The sequence below is a fragment of the Citrobacter sp. Cpo221 genome (assembly GCF_030332345.1).
Taxonomy (GTDB): domain Bacteria; phylum Pseudomonadota; class Gammaproteobacteria; order Enterobacterales; family Enterobacteriaceae; genus Citrobacter; species Citrobacter portucalensis.
Map to the genome: position 1 here is coordinate 583,661 of NZ_JAOWIA010000029.1, position 15,717 is coordinate 599,377.

15 protein-coding genes and 1 tRNA gene are annotated in these 15,717 nt (G+C 53.1%); 9 read left to right on the forward strand and 7 right to left on the reverse strand.

Annotated features, from left to right (window positions below; translation table 11 throughout):
• Positions 1–24: 24 nt before the first annotated feature.
• From rimK to rlmC, 8 genes are all read left to right on the forward strand, one after another.
• Positions 25–927, forward strand: a complete 903-nt coding sequence (rimK, locus tag OGY72_RS03935) for a 30S ribosomal protein S6--L-glutamate ligase (RefSeq protein WP_003831660.1) — start codon at positions 25–27, stop codon at positions 925–927.
• A gap of 90 nt (positions 928–1,017) precedes the next feature.
• Positions 1,018–1,494 (forward strand): type III secretion system chaperone family protein, encoded by a 477-nt coding sequence (locus OGY72_RS03940; protein ID WP_003831662.1) that lies wholly within the window; start codon positions 1,018–1,020, stop codon positions 1,492–1,494.
• A 433-nt stretch (positions 1,495–1,927) separates the two neighbouring features.
• Positions 1,928–3,040, forward strand: coding sequence for a spermidine/putrescine ABC transporter substrate-binding protein PotF (gene potF, locus OGY72_RS03945; protein ID WP_003831664.1), 1,113 nt, complete (start codon positions 1,928–1,930; stop codon positions 3,038–3,040).
• A gap of 138 nt (positions 3,041–3,178) precedes the next feature.
• Positions 3,179–4,312, forward strand: a complete 1,134-nt coding sequence (gene potG / locus OGY72_RS03950) for a putrescine ABC transporter ATP-binding subunit PotG (protein WP_003831665.1) — start codon at positions 3,179–3,181, stop codon at positions 4,310–4,312.
• Positions 4,313–4,321: 9 nt separating this feature from the next.
• The gene (potH, locus tag OGY72_RS03955) at positions 4,322–5,275 is read left to right on the forward strand and encodes a putrescine ABC transporter permease PotH (RefSeq protein WP_003831667.1); all 954 of its coding nucleotides are present in this window, start codon (positions 4,322–4,324) and stop codon (positions 5,273–5,275) included.
• Complete coding sequence (potI, locus tag OGY72_RS03960; RefSeq protein WP_008784246.1) at positions 5,272–6,117, forward strand: putrescine ABC transporter permease PotI; 846 nt, start codon at positions 5,272–5,274, stop codon at positions 6,115–6,117. Before potH ends, potI begins: the two co-directional genes overlap by 4 nt.
• A 59-nt stretch (positions 6,118–6,176) precedes the next feature.
• Positions 6,177–6,665 (forward strand): YbjO family protein, encoded by a 489-nt coding sequence (locus OGY72_RS03965; protein WP_003035378.1) that lies wholly within the window; start codon positions 6,177–6,179, stop codon positions 6,663–6,665.
• A 41-nt stretch (positions 6,666–6,706) separates the two neighbouring features.
• Positions 6,707–7,834, forward strand: a complete 1,128-nt coding sequence (gene rlmC / locus OGY72_RS03970) for a 23S rRNA (uracil(747)-C(5))-methyltransferase RlmC (RefSeq protein WP_286546927.1) — start codon at positions 6,707–6,709, stop codon at positions 7,832–7,834.
• Between the two features lie 150 nt (positions 7,835–7,984).
• On the opposite strand, the gene OGY72_RS03975 is transcribed toward rlmC, so the two are convergent.
• The 3 genes from OGY72_RS03975 to OGY72_RS03985 form a co-directional block, all read right to left on the reverse strand.
• Positions 7,985–8,072: transfer RNA gene (locus tag OGY72_RS03975), tRNA-Ser, on the reverse strand.
• A 149-nt stretch (positions 8,073–8,221) separates the two neighbouring features.
• Positions 8,222–8,899 carry an isochorismatase family protein gene (locus tag OGY72_RS03980; RefSeq protein WP_003831673.1) on the reverse strand — a complete coding sequence of 226 codons (678 nt, stop codon included), beginning with the start codon at positions 8,897–8,899 and terminating at the stop codon, positions 8,222–8,224.
• 16 nt (positions 8,900–8,915) lie between these two features.
• A complete protein-coding gene (locus OGY72_RS03985) occupies positions 8,916–9,776 on the reverse strand; it encodes a pirin family protein (protein WP_003831674.1) in 861 nt (286 codons plus the stop codon).
• A 108-nt stretch (positions 9,777–9,884) separates the two neighbouring features.
• On the opposite strand from OGY72_RS03985, the gene OGY72_RS03990 reads away from it, so the two are divergent.
• Positions 9,885–10,796 carry a LysR family transcriptional regulator gene (locus OGY72_RS03990; RefSeq protein ID WP_149384738.1) on the forward strand — a complete coding sequence of 304 codons (912 nt, stop codon included), beginning with the start codon at positions 9,885–9,887 and terminating at the stop codon, positions 10,794–10,796.
• 79 nt (positions 10,797–10,875) lie between these two features.
• Here the strand turns inward: OGY72_RS03990 and infA are convergent, their stop codons facing one another.
• The 4 genes from infA to cydD form a co-directional block, all read right to left on the reverse strand.
• Entirely contained in the window at positions 10,876–11,094 is a 219-nt protein-coding gene (gene infA, locus OGY72_RS03995; RefSeq protein ID WP_002211347.1) for a translation initiation factor IF-1, read from the reverse strand.
• A gap of 285 nt (positions 11,095–11,379) precedes the next feature.
• On the reverse strand, positions 11,380–12,084 hold the full coding sequence (aat, locus tag OGY72_RS04005; RefSeq protein ID WP_003831883.1) for a leucyl/phenylalanyl-tRNA--protein transferase: 705 nt from the start codon (positions 12,082–12,084) through the stop codon (positions 11,380–11,382).
• Positions 12,085–12,128: 44 nt separating this feature from the next.
• Positions 12,129–13,850, reverse strand: a complete 1,722-nt coding sequence (cydC, locus tag OGY72_RS04010) for a heme ABC transporter ATP-binding protein/permease CydC (protein ID WP_286546931.1) — start codon at positions 13,848–13,850, stop codon at positions 12,129–12,131.
• Entirely contained in the window at positions 13,851–15,617 is a 1,767-nt protein-coding gene (gene cydD / locus OGY72_RS04015) for a heme ABC transporter permease/ATP-binding protein CydD (protein ID WP_148362179.1), read from the reverse strand.
• Positions 15,618–15,717 lie beyond the last annotated feature (100 nt).

Below are 15,717 nucleotides of genomic sequence, written 5' to 3' on the forward strand. Positions count from 1 at the left end.
CCAGGTCATTCAGAGAGGTGCAGGGTGAAAATTGCCATTTTGTCCCGGGACGGAACGCTCTATTCTTGTAAACGCCTGCGTGAAGCGGCGATGCAGCGCGGTCACCTGGTTGAAGTTATCGATCCCCTTTCTTGCTATATGAACATCAGCCCAGCGGCATCCTCTATTCATTACAAGGGCCGTCAGCTTCCTCATTTCGATGCGGTGATCCCGCGGATTGGTTCCGCGATTACCTTTTATGGGACGGCGGCGCTGCGCCAGTTTGAGATGCTGGGTAGCTATCCGTTGAATGAATCGGTAGCGATTACGCGAGCGCGCGATAAGCTGCGTTCTCTACAGCTGCTGGCGCGTCAGGGAATTGATTTACCCATCACCGGAATTGCTCACTCTCCGGACGATACCAGCGACATGATTGACATGGTTGGCGGTGCGCCGTTGGTGGTGAAACTGGTTGAAGGCACCCAGGGTATTGGCGTGGTGCTGGCGGAAACGCGGCAGGCTGCAGAAAGTGTGGTAGATGCGTTTCGTGGGGTGAATGCCCATATTCTGGTTCAGGAATATATCAAAGAAGCGAAGGGGCGCGATATTCGCTGTTTCGTGGTGGGCGATGAAGTAGTGGCCGCCATTGAACGACGGGCTAAAGAGGGCGATTTTCGTTCTAATCTCCATCGCGGTGGTGTGGCGACTATTGCGAGTATCACGCCGCGCGAAAGAGAAATTGCGCTCAAAGCCGCCCGGACTATGGGCCTGGACGTTGCAGGCGTTGATATTCTGCGCGCTGATCGAGGGCCACTGGTCATGGAGGTCAACGCGTCTCCGGGGCTGGAAGGCGTAGAGAAAACTACCGGGATAGACATTGCCGCGAAAATGATCCAGTGGATCGAGCGCCATGCTACTCCTGAATTTTGTCTTAAAATCGGCGGCTAAGCGCAATATCGATTGCGATCGTGGTATGACACGCTCTTTTTGCGTAAGCTGTGCCGGTATTTTTTTCATCAATAGAGGTCGCACATTATTATGACATCACTGGTCGTTCCCACTCTGGATACGTTGCGTCAATGGCTCGACGACCTGGGCATGAGTTTTTTTGAATGCGATACCTGTCAGGCGCTGCACTTGCCACACATGCAGAATTTTGACGGCATCTTTGATGCAAAAGTTGATTTGGTCGATAACGTCATTCTGTTTTCTGCGATGGCGGAAGTCAGACCTTCTGCACTGCTGCCACTGGCAGCCGATTTGTCCGCGATAAATGCCAGTTCACTGACGGTGAAAGCTTTTCTGGATATGCAGGATGATAATCTGCCAAAACTGGTGGTTTGCCAGTCTTTATCCGTTACGCCGGGCGTGACGTTTGAGCAGTTTGAATGTTTTGTTCGCCAGAGCGAAGAGCAGATATCGATGGTGATCCTTGAAGCCGGTGCGCATCAGCTGTTATTTAATGCTGAAGAAGATGCGCAAAACAGCACCGCTGAAATTCATTTCCTCCATTAATTCTTCCTGAATCTGGACATATATTGCGCAGCCGCTGCCAGAGCGGTTGCGTATTGCACGTTTTTATTCTGTGTTTAACCTTTCATTAAAGAATTATTCACCTCGATTCAGCGCCTTCCGCTTTATGTCATAGACAATTCCTGCATAAAAAATTGATAAAAGACGTTTTTTAATCTGGGCTATATCCACAATTCCTGGCTAAAGTTATTCTTGCGAAGCTTACCAACGTCATCATTTAAACAGCCCCTTGTGACCTGACCTGTGGCCACAATGTGTGTTGAATGCATAGGCGGATGCCAGCGAGCAACAGCGGCATGAGGAGAGGTCTCTCTTTTCATCGGTGCTGCATGAAAGAATATGCACGTTTCTTGCATATCATTAGAGTGTGACATTTTTGTTCGTTTGTTAACGAACTTTCAGAAGGAAAGAGATTATGACCGCCTTAAATAAAAAATGGTTATCAGGCCTGGTTGCGGGTGCTCTGATGGCCATCTCTGCTGGCACGCTCGCTGCTGAACAAAAAACGCTGCATATTTATAACTGGTCTGATTATATTGCCCCGGATACGGTGGCTAATTTTGAAAAAGAGACCGGAATTAAAGTTATCTATGACGTATTTGATTCCAATGAAGTGCTGGAAGGTAAGCTCATGGCTGGCAGTACCGGCTTTGACCTTGTCGTTCCTTCTGCCAGCTTCCTTGAGCGTCAACTGACTGCGGGCGTATTCCAGCCGCTGGATAAGAGCAAATTGCCGGGCTGGAAAAATCTTGATCCTGAACTGCTGAAGCTGGTGGGTAAACACGATCCGGACAACAAGTTCGCGATGCCGTATATGTGGGCTACGACCGGTATTGGCTACAACGTGGATAAAGTCAAAGCGGTGCTTGGGCCGGATGCGCCGGTTAACAGCTGGGATTTGATCCTCAAACCGGAAAATCTGGAAAAACTCAAAAGCTGCGGCGTCTCTTTCCTCGATGCGCCAGAAGAGGTATTTGCCACGGTGCTGAACTATTTGGGTAAAGACCCAAACAGTACCAAAGCGGATGATTACACCGGGCCAGCAACCGATCTGCTGTTGAAGCTGCGTCCAAATATTCGCTACTTCCACTCCTCGCAATATATTAACGACCTGGCAAACGGTGATACCTGCGTCGCGATTGGCTGGGCAGGGGACGTATGGCAGGCGGCAAACCGTGCGAAAGAAGCGAAAAATGGCGTCAATATCTCCTTCTCAATTCCTAAAGAAGGTGCAATGGCGTTCTTTGACGTATTCGCGATGCCTGCCGATGCGAAAAACAAAGATGAAGCCTATCAGTTCCTCAATTACCTGCTGCGCCCTGATGTGATTGCGCATATCTCCGACCACGTGTTTTATGCCAATGCCAACAAAGAAGCGACGGCTCTGGTCAGCCCTGAGGTTCGTGACAACCCGGGTATCTACCCGCCTGCGGATGTTCGCGCCAAGCTGTTCACACTGAAAGTACAGGATCCGAAGATCGATCGTGTACGTACCCGCGCATGGACGAAGGTAAAAAGCGGGAAATAAACCGATGTTTGGGACATGACCCGGCAGGATTTTTGCCTGCCGGGCAGTGTTGAGCCCGGACACATATAACCCGGCAATACGCACCGTTATGGTGCGTTATTTGCACCGTTTCTTTGTTTTATGCCGGAGAGCACCTGAGTGAATGATGCAACCCCACGCCCACAAGCGAAAATCCGCAAGGCGCTGACCCCGCTGCTTGAAATTCGCAATCTGACCAAGTCATTTGACGGTCAGCACGCCGTTGATGACGTCAATCTTACTATCTACAAAGGTGAAATATTTGCTCTGCTCGGCGCGTCCGGCTGTGGCAAATCGACTCTGCTGCGCATGTTAGCGGGATTTGAACTGCCGACTACCGGGCAAATCATGCTTGATGGCGTCGATTTAGCGCATGTCCCGCCTTATCTGCGTCCGATTAATATGATGTTTCAGTCCTATGCCCTGTTTCCGCACATGACGGTGGAGCAGAACATTGCCTTTGGCCTCAAGCAGGACAAACTGCCGAAGGCTGAAATCGCCAGTCGGGTGAATGAGATGTTGGGACTCGTGCATATGCAGGAGTTCGCCAAACGCAAGCCACATCAGCTTTCTGGCGGCCAGCGTCAGCGCGTGGCATTGGCGCGCAGCCTGGCAAAACGTCCAAAACTGCTGCTGCTGGATGAGCCAATGGGGGCGCTGGATAAAAAACTCCGAGACCGCATGCAACTGGAAGTGGTGGATATCCTTGAACGCGTCGGCGTGACCTGCGTGATGGTGACACACGATCAGGAAGAAGCCATGACGATGGCGGGCCGTATTGCGATCATGAACCGTGGCAAATTTGTCCAGATTGGCGAGCCGGAAGAGATCTATGAGCATCCGACTACGCGTTACAGCGCAGAGTTTATCGGTTCGGTAAACGTTTTTGAGGGACTGCTAAAAGAACGCCAGGAAGATGGTCTGGTGATTGAGTCTCCTGGTCTGGTACATCCGCTGAAAGTGGACGCCGATGCTTCTGTTGTCGATAACGTCCCTGTGTATGTTGCGCTGCGTCCGGAAAAAATCATGCTCTGCGAAGCCCCTCCGCCAGAGGGTTATAACTTCGCGGTAGGCGAAGTGGTGCACATTGCCTATCTGGGTGATTTGTCGGTGTACCACGTACGTTTGAAAAGCGGCCAGATGTTGAGCGCCCAGCTACAAAATGAGCATCGTTATCGCAAGGGATTACCAACCTGGGGTGACGAAGTCCGTTTATGTTGGGATGCGGACAGCTGTGTGGTGTTGACGGTTTAAGGAGCGAAGATGAGTACACTTGAACCTCCGGCACGCGTGGATAAAGCAGGGCGATTCACGCTGTTTATGTCGCGGCTGCAAATGAAGCACGGGCGAAAGCTGGTGATCGCGCTGCCGTATGTGTGGCTGCTGCTCCTGTTTCTGCTGCCTTTTCTGATCGTCTTCAAAATCAGTTTGGCTGAAATGGCGCGCGCTATTCCTCCCTATACGGACCTCGTTTCATGGGCTGATGATCAGCTATCCATCACACTCAACTTAGCCAACTTCCTGCAGTTAACGGACGATCCGCTCTATTTCGATGCCTACCTGCAATCGTTACAGGTGGCGGGAATTTCGACAATCTGTTGCCTGCTGCTGGGATACCCACTGGCATGGGCCGTCGCGCACAGTAAACCCTCAACGCGTAATATTCTGCTGTTGCTGGTGATCCTGCCGTCCTGGACCTCGTTTTTAATTCGCGTATATGCCTGGATGGGGATCCTGAAAAACAACGGCGTGCTCAACAACTTCCTGATGTGGCTGGGCGTCATCGACCAACCGTTGACGATTTTGCACACCAATCTGGCGGTCTACATCGGTATTGTTTACGCCTATTTGCCCTTTATGGTGCTGCCGATTTATACCGCGCTGACCCGTATCGATTACTCGCTGGTGGAAGCGGCACTGGATTTAGGTGCCCGACCGCTGAAGACCTTCTTTAGTGTGATTGTACCGTTGACCAAGGGCGGGATTATCGCCGGGTCAATGCTGGTGTTTATTCCGGCTGTTGGCGAGTTTGTGATCCCTGAGTTGCTGGGCGGCCCGGACAGCATCATGATTGGCCGTGTGCTTTGGCAGGAGTTTTTCAATAACCGCGACTGGCCGGTGGCTTCTGCTGTCGCCATTATTATGCTGCTGTTACTGATTGTGCCGATCATGTGGTTCCACAAATATCAGCAAAAAAGCGTGGGGGAACACGGATGAATAACTTACCGGTCGTTCGCTCGCCGTGGCGTATTTTTATCCTGGTAGTGGGCTTTACCTTCCTGTACGCACCGATGCTGATGTTGGTTATCTATTCGTTTAACAGTTCCAAGCTGGTGACGGTCTGGGCGGGGTGGTCAACACGTTGGTATGGCGAGCTTTTTCACGATAGCGCGATGATTAGCGCTGTCGGCATGAGCTTAACGATTGCCGCGGGTGCTGCGACGATGGCGGCAATCCTCGGCACTATAGCGGCCGTGGTTATGGTGCGTTTTGGTCGTTTTCGTGGTTCGAATGGTTTCGCTTTTATGATCACCGCGCCGCTGGTTATGCCGGATGTCATTACCGGTTTGTCGCTGCTGCTGCTGTTTGTAGCGTTGGCTCACGCCATCGGCTGGCCGGCGGATCGCGGTATGCTGACCATCTGGCTGGCGCACGTCACCTTCTGTACGGCATATGTGGCGGTGGTGATTTCTTCACGTTTGCGCGAACTGGATCATTCCATTGAGGAAGCGGCGATGGATCTTGGCGCCACGCCGCTGAAGGTCTTTTTCGTCATCACGCTGCCGATGATTATGCCTGCGGTGATCTCCGGTTGGCTATTAGCCTTCACGCTGTCACTCGATGATTTGGTTATTGCCAGCTTTGTCTCTGGTCCTGGTGCCACAACGTTACCGATGCTGGTGTTCTCCAGCGTACGTATGGGGGTGAACCCGGAGATCAACGCGCTGGCGACGCTGATCCTTGGTGTGGTAGGAATTATCGGATTTATCGCGTGGTATCTGATGGCGCGAACAGAAAAACAACGGATCCGCGATATCCAACGTGCAAGACGCGGCTGAAAAAACTAAAATCTGCCAACCTGTCTATACGGCGCAGCTGTGGTGGTTGCGCCGTTTTCATGGAAGACGACGCGTTGGGATTTTTTAAGAAATCATCCACATCACATGCTCGCTTAAACGTCCCTGCTTTGGTGCAGGTGGCGGCGCTGGCTATTATCATGATCCGCTGTCTCGATCTGTTGATGATTTTTAATACGCTTGGGTTTCGTGGAACCAGTGAGTTTATTCATCGCAGTGTGCAGACCTGGAATTTGACGCTGGTGTTTCTGGGCAGTCTGGTGCTGCTATTTATCGAAATTTACTGCGCATTTTCGCTGGTAAAAGGACGGAACTGGGCACGCTGGATCTATCTGTTGACCCAGATTATCGCCAGCGTCTATCTGTGGGCTGCTTCGCTGGGCTACGGATACCCAGAACTATTCAGTATTGCGGGGGAGTCCAGACGCGAAATCCTGCATACGCTGGTGATGCAAAAACTGCCGGATATGCTGGTATTGCTGTTACTGTTTGTTCCTGCGTCCAGCAGGCGGTTCTTCCGTTTGCAATAACGTGTATAATATTGGCCCCCTGTTAATTTATAGGTTTTTGTATGCAGTGCGCACTATATGACGCCGAGCGCTGCCGCTCCTGTCAGTGGATAACTCAGCCTGTCGCCGATCAACTCTTCGCTAAAACAGCCGATCTGCAGAATCTGCTTGCCGAGCATCCGGTCGGAGAATGGTGCGCGCCGATCAGTGGTCCGGAAAGCGCGTTTCGTAATAAAGCTAAAATGGTGGTCAGCGGCAGCGTGGAAAAACCTCTGCTGGGAATGCTGCATCGTGACGGTACGCCTGAGGATTTGTGCGACTGTCCGCTCTATCCTGAGTCTTTTGCGCCCGTATTTGCCGCGCTTAAGCCGTTTATCGCTCGGGCGGGGCTGACGCCCTATAACGTGGCGCGCAAACGCGGGGAACTGAAATATCTGCTGTTAACGGAAAGCCGGTACGACGGCGGTATGATGCTGCGTTTTGTCCTGCGTTCTGACGCAAAACTGGCACAACTGCGCGCGGCGCTACCCTGGTTGCAGGCACAACTCCCACAGTTAAAAGTAATTACTGCCAATATTCAGCCGGTGCATATGGCGATTATGGAAGGGGAGACCGAAATCTTCCTGACTGAACAACAGGCACTGGCGGAACGCTTTAACGATGTGCCGTTGTGGATCCGCCCGCAGAGTTTCTTCCAGACCAACCCGGTGGTGGCGGGGCAGTTATATGCCACGGCGCGCGACTGGGTGCGTCAGCTTCCGGTTAATCACATGTGGGATCTCTTTTGCGGTGTTGGGGGTTTTGGTCTGCACTGTGCTACACCGCAAATGAAACTGACGGGGATTGAAATCGCGCCAGAAGCGATTACCTGCGCGAAGCAGTCAGCGCAGGAGCTTGGATTGCAGAATCTGCATTTTCAGGCGCTGGATTCAACCCAGTTTGCTACCGCTCAGGGCGAAGTACCTGACCTGGTGCTGGTGAACCCGCCGCGTCGCGGGATTGGAAAGCCGCTGTGCGATTTTCTCACCCGCATGGCACCGCGTTTTATCATTTATTCCAGCTGTAATGCGCAAACCATGGCGAAGGATATTTGTGAGTTGCCCGGGTATCGCATTGAACGCGTCCAACTTTTCGATATGTTCCCACACACCGCGCACTATGAAGTGTTAACGCTGCTCAGCCGACAATAACTGCCATGCCTGATGGCGCTTCGCTTATCAGGCCTACGGAGATATTCAGGGCTGTAGCAATGTAGGCCGGATAAGGTGCTTGCGCCGCATCCGGCAAATGCAACATGCGAAAAAAAAGCCCGTACTTTCGTACGAGCTCTTCTTAAAATATGGCGGTGAGGCGGGGATTCGAACCCCGGATACGTTGCCGTATACACACTTTCCAGGCGTGCTCCTTCAGCCACTCGGACACCTCACCATATTGTATTGCTGCCTGACCGCTTGGGGGGCAACGGGGCGTTACTATAGGGAGTTGCGCTAAAACGGTCAAGCAGAATTTACGTGTTAACTCTCGTTTGGTTACGCATTATACATATTCCTCCGCCCAGGCAGGCGCAGAGGATTGGATTAGCGCTGAGAGTCCAGTTTTTCGCCGCTGGTCACGACTTCCTGGGCTTTGCTGTAGCTTTCGATCAGCAACTGATAAGCCGGGAAGACTTTGGTATACACTTCAGCCCATTCGGCGGCGTCTTCACGGTTCCATGTGCCCTGAATTTCAGAAGCGACGGCGGCGGTATCCATCGGCACAACGCCAGCCTGAACAACTCGAGCCAGGGTGATTTCCTGCGCCATTTTGCTGTAAGTACCGGAAGCGTCGATCACAGCGAAAACCTTATAGCCTTCCGCAACCGCGCTGATAGCCGGGAAAGCCATGCACACGCTGGTAATCGTACCGGCGATAATCAGCGTTTTACGACCAGTTGCTTTGACCGCTTTCACGAAATCTTCGTTATCCCAGGCGTTGATTTCGCCTTTACGCGCCACGTATTGGGCATGCGGCGCATTGGCGTGGATCTCAGGGATCAGCGGGCCGTTAGGTCCCTGCGGTACGGATGCCGTGGTAATCACCGGCATCTTCGCCAGAGTCGCCATTTTAGCCAGCGCGGCGGCACGCGCACGCAGTTCTGGCATTGGCATGTCGCCGACGGTCTGGAACAGCCCGCTCTGATGATCGATAAGCAGCATGACGGAATCATTCACATCGATGACTGGACGTGAACCATTAAAGTTTGCAGGACTGGACATATTCTTCTCCTTCGATTCAGATTTGGCCAAAGCGGCCGGAGTTAAAATCGCGTACGGCTTCAGCGATTTCTTGTTTCGTGTTCATTACAAACGGACCGTAACCTACAATCGGCTCGTTCAACGGTTCTCCAGAAAGCAGCAGCACGCTGGCGTCGCTGGAGGCTTCAATATGCAGCGTTTTCCCCTGCTGGCTCAGCACCACCAGTTGTGCTTCGCTGGCAGACGTAGTGCCGTTTACGGTGATATTCCCTTTCAATACCACCAGGGCAGTGCTCCATCCTTCCGGCTGGGACAACGTGAGCTGATGATTACGTTGCAAACGCATATCCCAGACGTTCAGCGGCGAGAAGGTATGTGCCGGGCCTTTTGTATCCTGATAGCTGCCCGCAATCACACGAACGCTCCCTGCTTCATCAGGCAGGGCGACAGTGGGGATCACATCGCTGCTGATGCCCTGGTAACCCGGAACGGCCATTTTGTCTTTTGCTGGCAGATTGACCCACAGCTGTACCATTTCCAATTCGCCACCCTGACGGGTAAATTCAGGTGAATGGAACTCTTCGTGTAATATTCCTGCTCCTGCGGTCATCCACTGCACGTCGCCGGGGCCGATAATGCCGCCGCGACCGGTTGAATCACGGTGTTCAACTTCGCCGCTGTACACGATGGTCACCGTCTCAAAACCACGGTGAGGGTGTTCGCCTACGCCGCGTTTTTCGTTACCCGGCGTAAACGTATGTGGACCGGCGTAATCCAGCAGCAGGAACGGACTTAGCTGTTCAGCATGAGACTGGTAAGAAAACATCGAGCGAACCGGAAATCCATCGCCAACCCAGTGCGGGCGAGGTGCGGTGTAGACGCCTGTTACTTGTTTCATATGTGTCTCCTCAGTAGCGTTGTCTTGATGTGAATAAGCTTATATTCATGACAGCGAGCTGAGTAGTAGCTAAAATAGTCCTCACTGTCTCATAAATAGGACAATTGGATGACGAAGCCAGATCTCAATGATTTTGCATGGTTTGTGCATGTTGTAGAGGAAGGGGGATTCGCGGCGGCGGGTCGGGCGCTTGATGAACCAAAATCAAAACTGAGCCGACGGATAGCGCAGCTGGAAGAGAGGCTGGGAGTTCGACTGATTCAGCGAACCACCCGCCAGTTTAACGTGACGGAAGTTGGGCAAACCTTTTACGAACACTGTAAGGCGATGCTGGTGGAAGCGCAGGCAGCGCAGGATGCGATTGCCGCGTTACAGGTTGAACCGCGTGGCGTGGTGAAGTTGACGTGTCCGGTCACGCTGCTGCATGTGCATATCGGGCCGATGCTTGCCCGTTTTATGGCGCGTTATCCTGACGTATCAGTGCAACTGGAGGCTACTAACCGCCGCGTGGACGTTGTTGGAGAGGGCTTGGACGTGGCGATTCGCGTCAGGCCCCGACCATTTGAGGATAGCGACCTGGTGATGCGTGTGCTGGCGGACAGGGGGCATCGTTTGTATGCCAGCCCGCAGTTAATCGAGCAAATGGGAACGCTACATTCTCCGGCGGAGCTGACGCGTTGGCCGGGCCTGAGTCTGGCGACGGGTAAACATGTGCATCGTTGGGAGTTATTCGGGCCGCAGGGCGCACGTGCGGAGGTGCATTTCACGCCGCGTATGATCACCACCGATATGCTGGCGTTACGTGAAGCCGCAGTTGCCGGTGTGGGGGTAGTTCAACTTCCACAGCTGATGGTAAAAGATCAAGTAGCTGCGGGTGAACTGGTGGCATTGCTCGACGGCTGGGAACCGAAGCGAGAAATAATTCACGCAGTCTTTCCATCACGCAGGGGATTATTGCCGTCAGTACGCACATTAGTGGATTTCTTAACGGAAGAATATGCGCGGATGATTGAGGATTAAATACCTGACCTTGGCCCACAAAAAAGGCCGGTTAAACCGACCTTTTATTATCTGGACGCCATTCGGGCGTTAAAAACAATCAGCGACTACGGAAGACAATGCGGCCTTTGCTCAGGTCGTACGGGGTCAGCTCAACAGTCACTTTGTCGCCCGTCAGGATGCGGATATAGTTTTTACGCATTTTACCGGAGATGTGTGCAGTAACCACGTGACCGTTTTCTAACTCTACGCGGAACATGGTATTAGGTAACGTATCGAGAACGGTACCCTGCATTTCAATATTGTCTTCTTTGGCCATCTAATCCTCTGGGGTATCACTACCGTAATTTGAACCGGCAAGATAATGCCGAAGTTCTTTTAATAAGTAAAGATTTGTGCGTTTAAAACACAGCAAATCGGGTTTGGCGCATTACTCTAACCACACACGGCAAAGCCGCACTTAAAGCGCAACGTGTAAGGGAACGAGGAGATAAACGATAGGCGTTGCCTGACGCGAACTGTTCCTTAACGGCGGCGGGGTAATGGGCTAAACCAACTCTGCGCGACAATTATAACACCCCGACAAAAAATGTGCCGAAAACATTCACCCCTGAGGCGAAAATAACGTCCTGGGAACCCAGAAATGGCTCGGTAGCCGCTGCTGGCGCAGTCTGCTCAGGTGTTCAAGGTACTCCCGACGTGGGGTTTCGACGGCGCCCAGCGAAGCTGTATGGCTATTTAATACCTGGCAGTCGATTAATTTTCCGCCCTGACGGATAAATTCAGTGCAAAAAACAAGCAGTGCGGTTTTGGACGCATTTTCCTGACGGCTGAACATTGATTCGCCACAAAATAGCGTACCTTGCGCCACGCCATACATACCGCCCACTAACTCATTTTGTCGCCATACTTCAATGGAGTGCGCATGGCCCAGCTCGTGCAGGCGATGGTAGGCGTCGACTACATCATGCGTTATCCAGGTGCCTTCTTCCCGGTTGTTCGCGCAGCCTTCAATCACCTGACCGAACGCGTAATTGAGCGTCACGCGATAAGGCGAGTTTTTATGAAAACGTTTCATGCTGCGGCTGAGATGAAATTTCTCGGGCCAAAGAATGGCGCGTGGATCGGGCGACCACCAAAGAATGGGGTCGCCAGGTGAAAACCACGGGAAAATTCCGCGCTGGTAGGCCATTAACAGTCGGGCTGGACTGAGATCGCCGCCAAGCGCCAACAAACCGTTAGGCTCGCGTAAAGCGCCTTCCGGTGAAGGGAAGGCTATAGAATGGCGGGACAATTGCACCAGGCGCATGACAGCGAAACTCCACTACGCGAGTTTGATCGTTCAATAATAGCTTACAGACGTTGCTTAAACTGGTAATAACGCCCCTGCCGGGCTAACAAATCTGCGTGATTACCTTGCTCAATAATGTGTCCGTTGTCCATCACTATTATTTGATCAAAACGTGACAAGCCGCGCAGACGATGTGTCACCATCAGTACGGTTTTATCGCGCATGACATCGCCAATTAATTCAAGCATTTGGCTTTCTGTTGTGGCATCAAGCCCTTCGGTCGGTTCATCCAGCAGCATCAGTGGGGCATCGTGCAATAAGGCGCGGGCGATAGCCAGACGACGGAGTTCGCCGCCAGAAAGCTGACGACCGCCTTCGCCTAACCAGGCATTGAGTCCATCACCCTCTAGCAGTTTGTTCAGACCGACGCGGCACAGCATTGCGGATAATGTGTCATCACTGGCGTGCGGTGCTGCCAGCAGCAGGTTATCACGCAGCGTCGCGCTGAACAGGTGCACGCGCTGTGGCACGACGCTGATGCTCTGGCGCAGCATGGCTTCACTGAGGGCTGAAATCGGCTGCTCATTAATCAGAATTTCGCCGTGCTGCGGATCCCATGCGCGGGTCAGCAATTGTAGTAACGTTGACTTACCGCAGCCGGTGCGACCGAGAATCGCAATGTGTTCACCGGGCTGAGCCTGCAGCGAAAGGGTGTCGAGCGCTTTTTGTGCTTGCCCCGGATAGCTGAATGAAACATCGCGTAGCGTGAGAGTGACCTGCTCAGAAACTGGAGAACTGGCATCCGGGAAGGTGACTTCTGGCTGCTGTTCGGTCAGTTCGGTGATGCGCAGCGCAGAGGCAATAACCTGTCCGAGATGCTGAAACGCGCCGGTGACGGGTGCTAATGCTTCAAACGCGGCCAGCGCACAGAAGACAAACAGCGCGATCAGCGCGCCAGGCTGGGTATTGCCACCCACGCCGCCGGAGGCCATCCATAACATCACAACCACTGCCAGTGCGCCGACTAACAGCATGACCGCCTGTGATAGCGCCGTTAATTCAGACTGACGTCGTTGGGCTTCATGCCACTGCAACTCGGTGGCTTCCATTTGGGCGCGGTAACGTTCACTGGCGCCAAAGATGGTCAGTTCAGCCTGGCCCTGCAGCCAGGATGTTAACTGCTGGCGATACTGCCCACGTAAATGCGTCAAGCTTTGCCCGGTGCTTTTACCTGCCTGATAAAAGAGTGGGGGCAGGATAAATAAGGTCAGCAGCATAATACCGCCGAGAGTGATAGCCAGCGTGAAATCGAGAACGCTTAGCCCCAGCGTGACCACCATGATGACGACAAAAGCGCCCACAAGCGGGGAGAGCACGCGCAAATAAAGATGATCGAGCGTGTCGACATCTGCCACTACGCGGTTAAGCAATTCACCTTGTCCATAACGGGACAGGCCAGCAGGGGAGAGCGGCAGCAGTTTGCTGAAGGTATAAATACGCAAATGTTGCAGCACGCGGAACGTCGCATCGTGGCTGACCAGCCGCTCGAAATAGCGGCCCGCGGTTCGGGTGATTGCCGCACCGCGTACCCCGGCAGCAGGGAGCATATAGTTAAAACTGTAAATTCCGGTGACACCCACCACAGCAGAAGCCGACAGGAACCAGCCGGAAAGCGTCAGCAAACCAATACTTGCCAGCAGTGTGACGATCGCCAGAACGATCCCCAGGGTTAACATCCATTTGTGACGTTTATACAGCGTCAGATAAGGTAGCAAAGCGCGCATTTAGATGTCCTCCTGACGATGAGCCAGTAATGTCGCAAACGCCCCGTTGGCTGCGCTAAGTTCGGCATAAGAGCCTTGTTCAACGATCTGTCCGTCCTGCATCACCCAGATAACGTCCCAGTCGGCAAGATCTTCAAGTTGGTGTGTCACCATCAGCGTGGTCTGGCGGCGTGACGCTGCTTTCAACGCCTGCATCACGCGTTGTTCGCTGTGTGCATCAAGGCTGGCGGCGGGCTCGTCAAGCAGCAACAACTGACATGGATTGAGTAAGGCGCGAGCCACGGCAACGCGCTGCGCTTGTCCGACAGAAAGTCGAGCAGCCTGATCGCCTACTGGTGTATCCACACCCTGTGGCAGAAGTGGTAAAAACTCACTGACCCAGGCGCTGTCGAGTGCGGCCTGCAGCTGTTCTTCGCTGGCATCGGGGCGAGCGAGCAGCACGTTATCGCGTAACGTGGCGGCAGGGAGCTGCGGATTTTGTCCAACCCAGGACAGCTGTTTGCGCCAGCAATCAGGCGACAGGTCGCGCAGCTCAAAGCCGTTAATCCGCAGCGAACCCTGATAAGAGAGAAAACCGGACAGGACATTGAGCAACGAACTTTTGCCGGAACCGCTGCGGCCAACCAGCACCGCGCGTTGGCCCGCTGGCAGGGTAAAGTTGAGCGGACCTGCAAGCACTTTACCTTCCGGCGAGGTGATGACCAGATCTTCTGCTTCAATTGAAACTGCGTCTTTTGTTGTCAGCTCAATATCGCCACGCTCAGGATGTGCAAGCGGGGTTTCCATGAAGGTTTTCAGACTATCCGCGGCACCAACGGCTTGCGCTTTGGCGTGATAAAACGTGCCCAGATCGCGCAGGGGCTGGAAAAATTCCGGCGCCAGAATGAGCGCGAGGAAGCCAGCAGCCAATGTGACGCCTGTCCCGTAGTGGCCAAAATCGAGTTCACCGAGGTAGGAAAAACCGAAGTAAACCGCGACCAGTGCGATGGACAGGGAGGTAAAGAACTCAAGGACACCGGATGACAGAAACGCCAGGCGCAGGACTTCCATGGTGCGCTGGCGGAAATCTTGTGACGCTGCGCGGATGCTTTCTGTTTCAGCTTCACCGCGACCAAAGATTCTTAGCGTCTCCATACCCCGCAGGCGATCGAGAAAATGGCCACTGAGGCGAGCAAGAGCCTGAAAATTGCGGCGGTTAGCGTCGGCTGCACCCATACCAACCATCGCCATAAACAACGGGATCAGCGGGGCAGTTCCAAGCAGAATAAGGGCGGCTACCCAGTTTGACGGGAATACCGCTGCCACGATCAATAAGGGGACGCATACGGCCAGCGCCATTTGCGGCAGATAACGTGCATAGTAATCATGCATGTCATCAATCTGTTCCAGGATTAGCGTAGCCCAGCTCCCGGCTGGTTTGCCTTGTATCCAGGCGGGACCTGCTTGTTGCAGACGGTCAAGCACCTGGCGGCGAATCTCAAAGCGGATATGTTGGCCAGCATGAAACCCGACGCGTTCGCGTAACCAGACGACCCATGCTCGCAGGATGAAAATCAATACCAGCACAATGAAAGGGAGCAGAAGCGCCTCTCTGGGGATATTGTCCATGATCATATGGTCGAGAATTCGGGCCATGAGCCAGGCCTGAGCGACAATTAACAGGCCGCTCACGAACCCCAACAGGCGTGAAATGTTCAGCCATCGTTGGGAAATTACACTTTGCTGTTTTAACCAGCGGGTCAGCTCTTTTTGACGGGTTTTATTCATTGCACGCTTAGCAGGTGAGTTATTGGAATTTTTGGGCAGGACAATGTTACAACGAGGCAAAAATAAAGGCGACTTATAGTCGCCTTTTTTACTTTTGTTA

Excerpts from the sequence above, each read along its gene's own strand:
- OGY72_RS03940 (WP_003831662.1), top strand. The coding sequence starts at position 1,018 with ATGACATCACTGGTCGTTCCCACTCTGGATACGTTGCGTCAATGGCTC.
- potF (WP_003831664.1), top strand. The coding sequence starts at position 1,928 with ATGACCGCCTTAAATAAAAAATGGTTATCAGGCCTGGTTGCGGGTGCT.
- potH (WP_003831667.1), top strand. The coding sequence starts at position 4,322 with ATGAGTACACTTGAACCTCCGGCACGCGTGGATAAAGCAGGGCGATTC.
- potI (WP_008784246.1), top strand. The coding sequence starts at position 5,272 with ATGAATAACTTACCGGTCGTTCGCTCGCCGTGGCGTATTTTTATCCTG.
- OGY72_RS03965 (WP_003035378.1), top strand. The coding sequence starts at position 6,177 with ATGGAAGACGACGCGTTGGGATTTTTTAAGAAATCATCCACATCACAT.
- rlmC (WP_286546927.1), top strand. The coding sequence starts at position 6,707 with ATGCAGTGCGCACTATATGACGCCGAGCGCTGCCGCTCCTGTCAGTGG.
- OGY72_RS03980 (WP_003831673.1), bottom strand. The coding sequence starts at position 8,899 with ATGTCCAGTCCTGCAAACTTTAATGGTTCACGTCCAGTCATCGATGTG.
- OGY72_RS03985 (WP_003831674.1), bottom strand. The coding sequence starts at position 9,776 with ATGAAACAAGTAACAGGCGTCTACACCGCACCTCGCCCGCACTGGGTT.
- OGY72_RS03990 (WP_149384738.1), top strand. The coding sequence starts at position 9,885 with ATGACGAAGCCAGATCTCAATGATTTTGCATGGTTTGTGCATGTTGTA.
- infA (WP_002211347.1), bottom strand. The coding sequence starts at position 11,094 with ATGGCCAAAGAAGACAATATTGAAATGCAGGGTACCGTTCTCGATACG.
- aat (WP_003831883.1), bottom strand. The coding sequence starts at position 12,084 with ATGCGCCTGGTGCAATTGTCCCGCCATTCTATAGCCTTCCCTTCACCG.
- cydC (WP_286546931.1), bottom strand. The coding sequence starts at position 13,850 with ATGCGCGCTTTGCTACCTTATCTGACGCTGTATAAACGTCACAAATGG.
- cydD (WP_148362179.1), bottom strand. The coding sequence starts at position 15,617 with ATGAATAAAACCCGTCAAAAAGAGCTGACCCGCTGGTTAAAACAGCAA.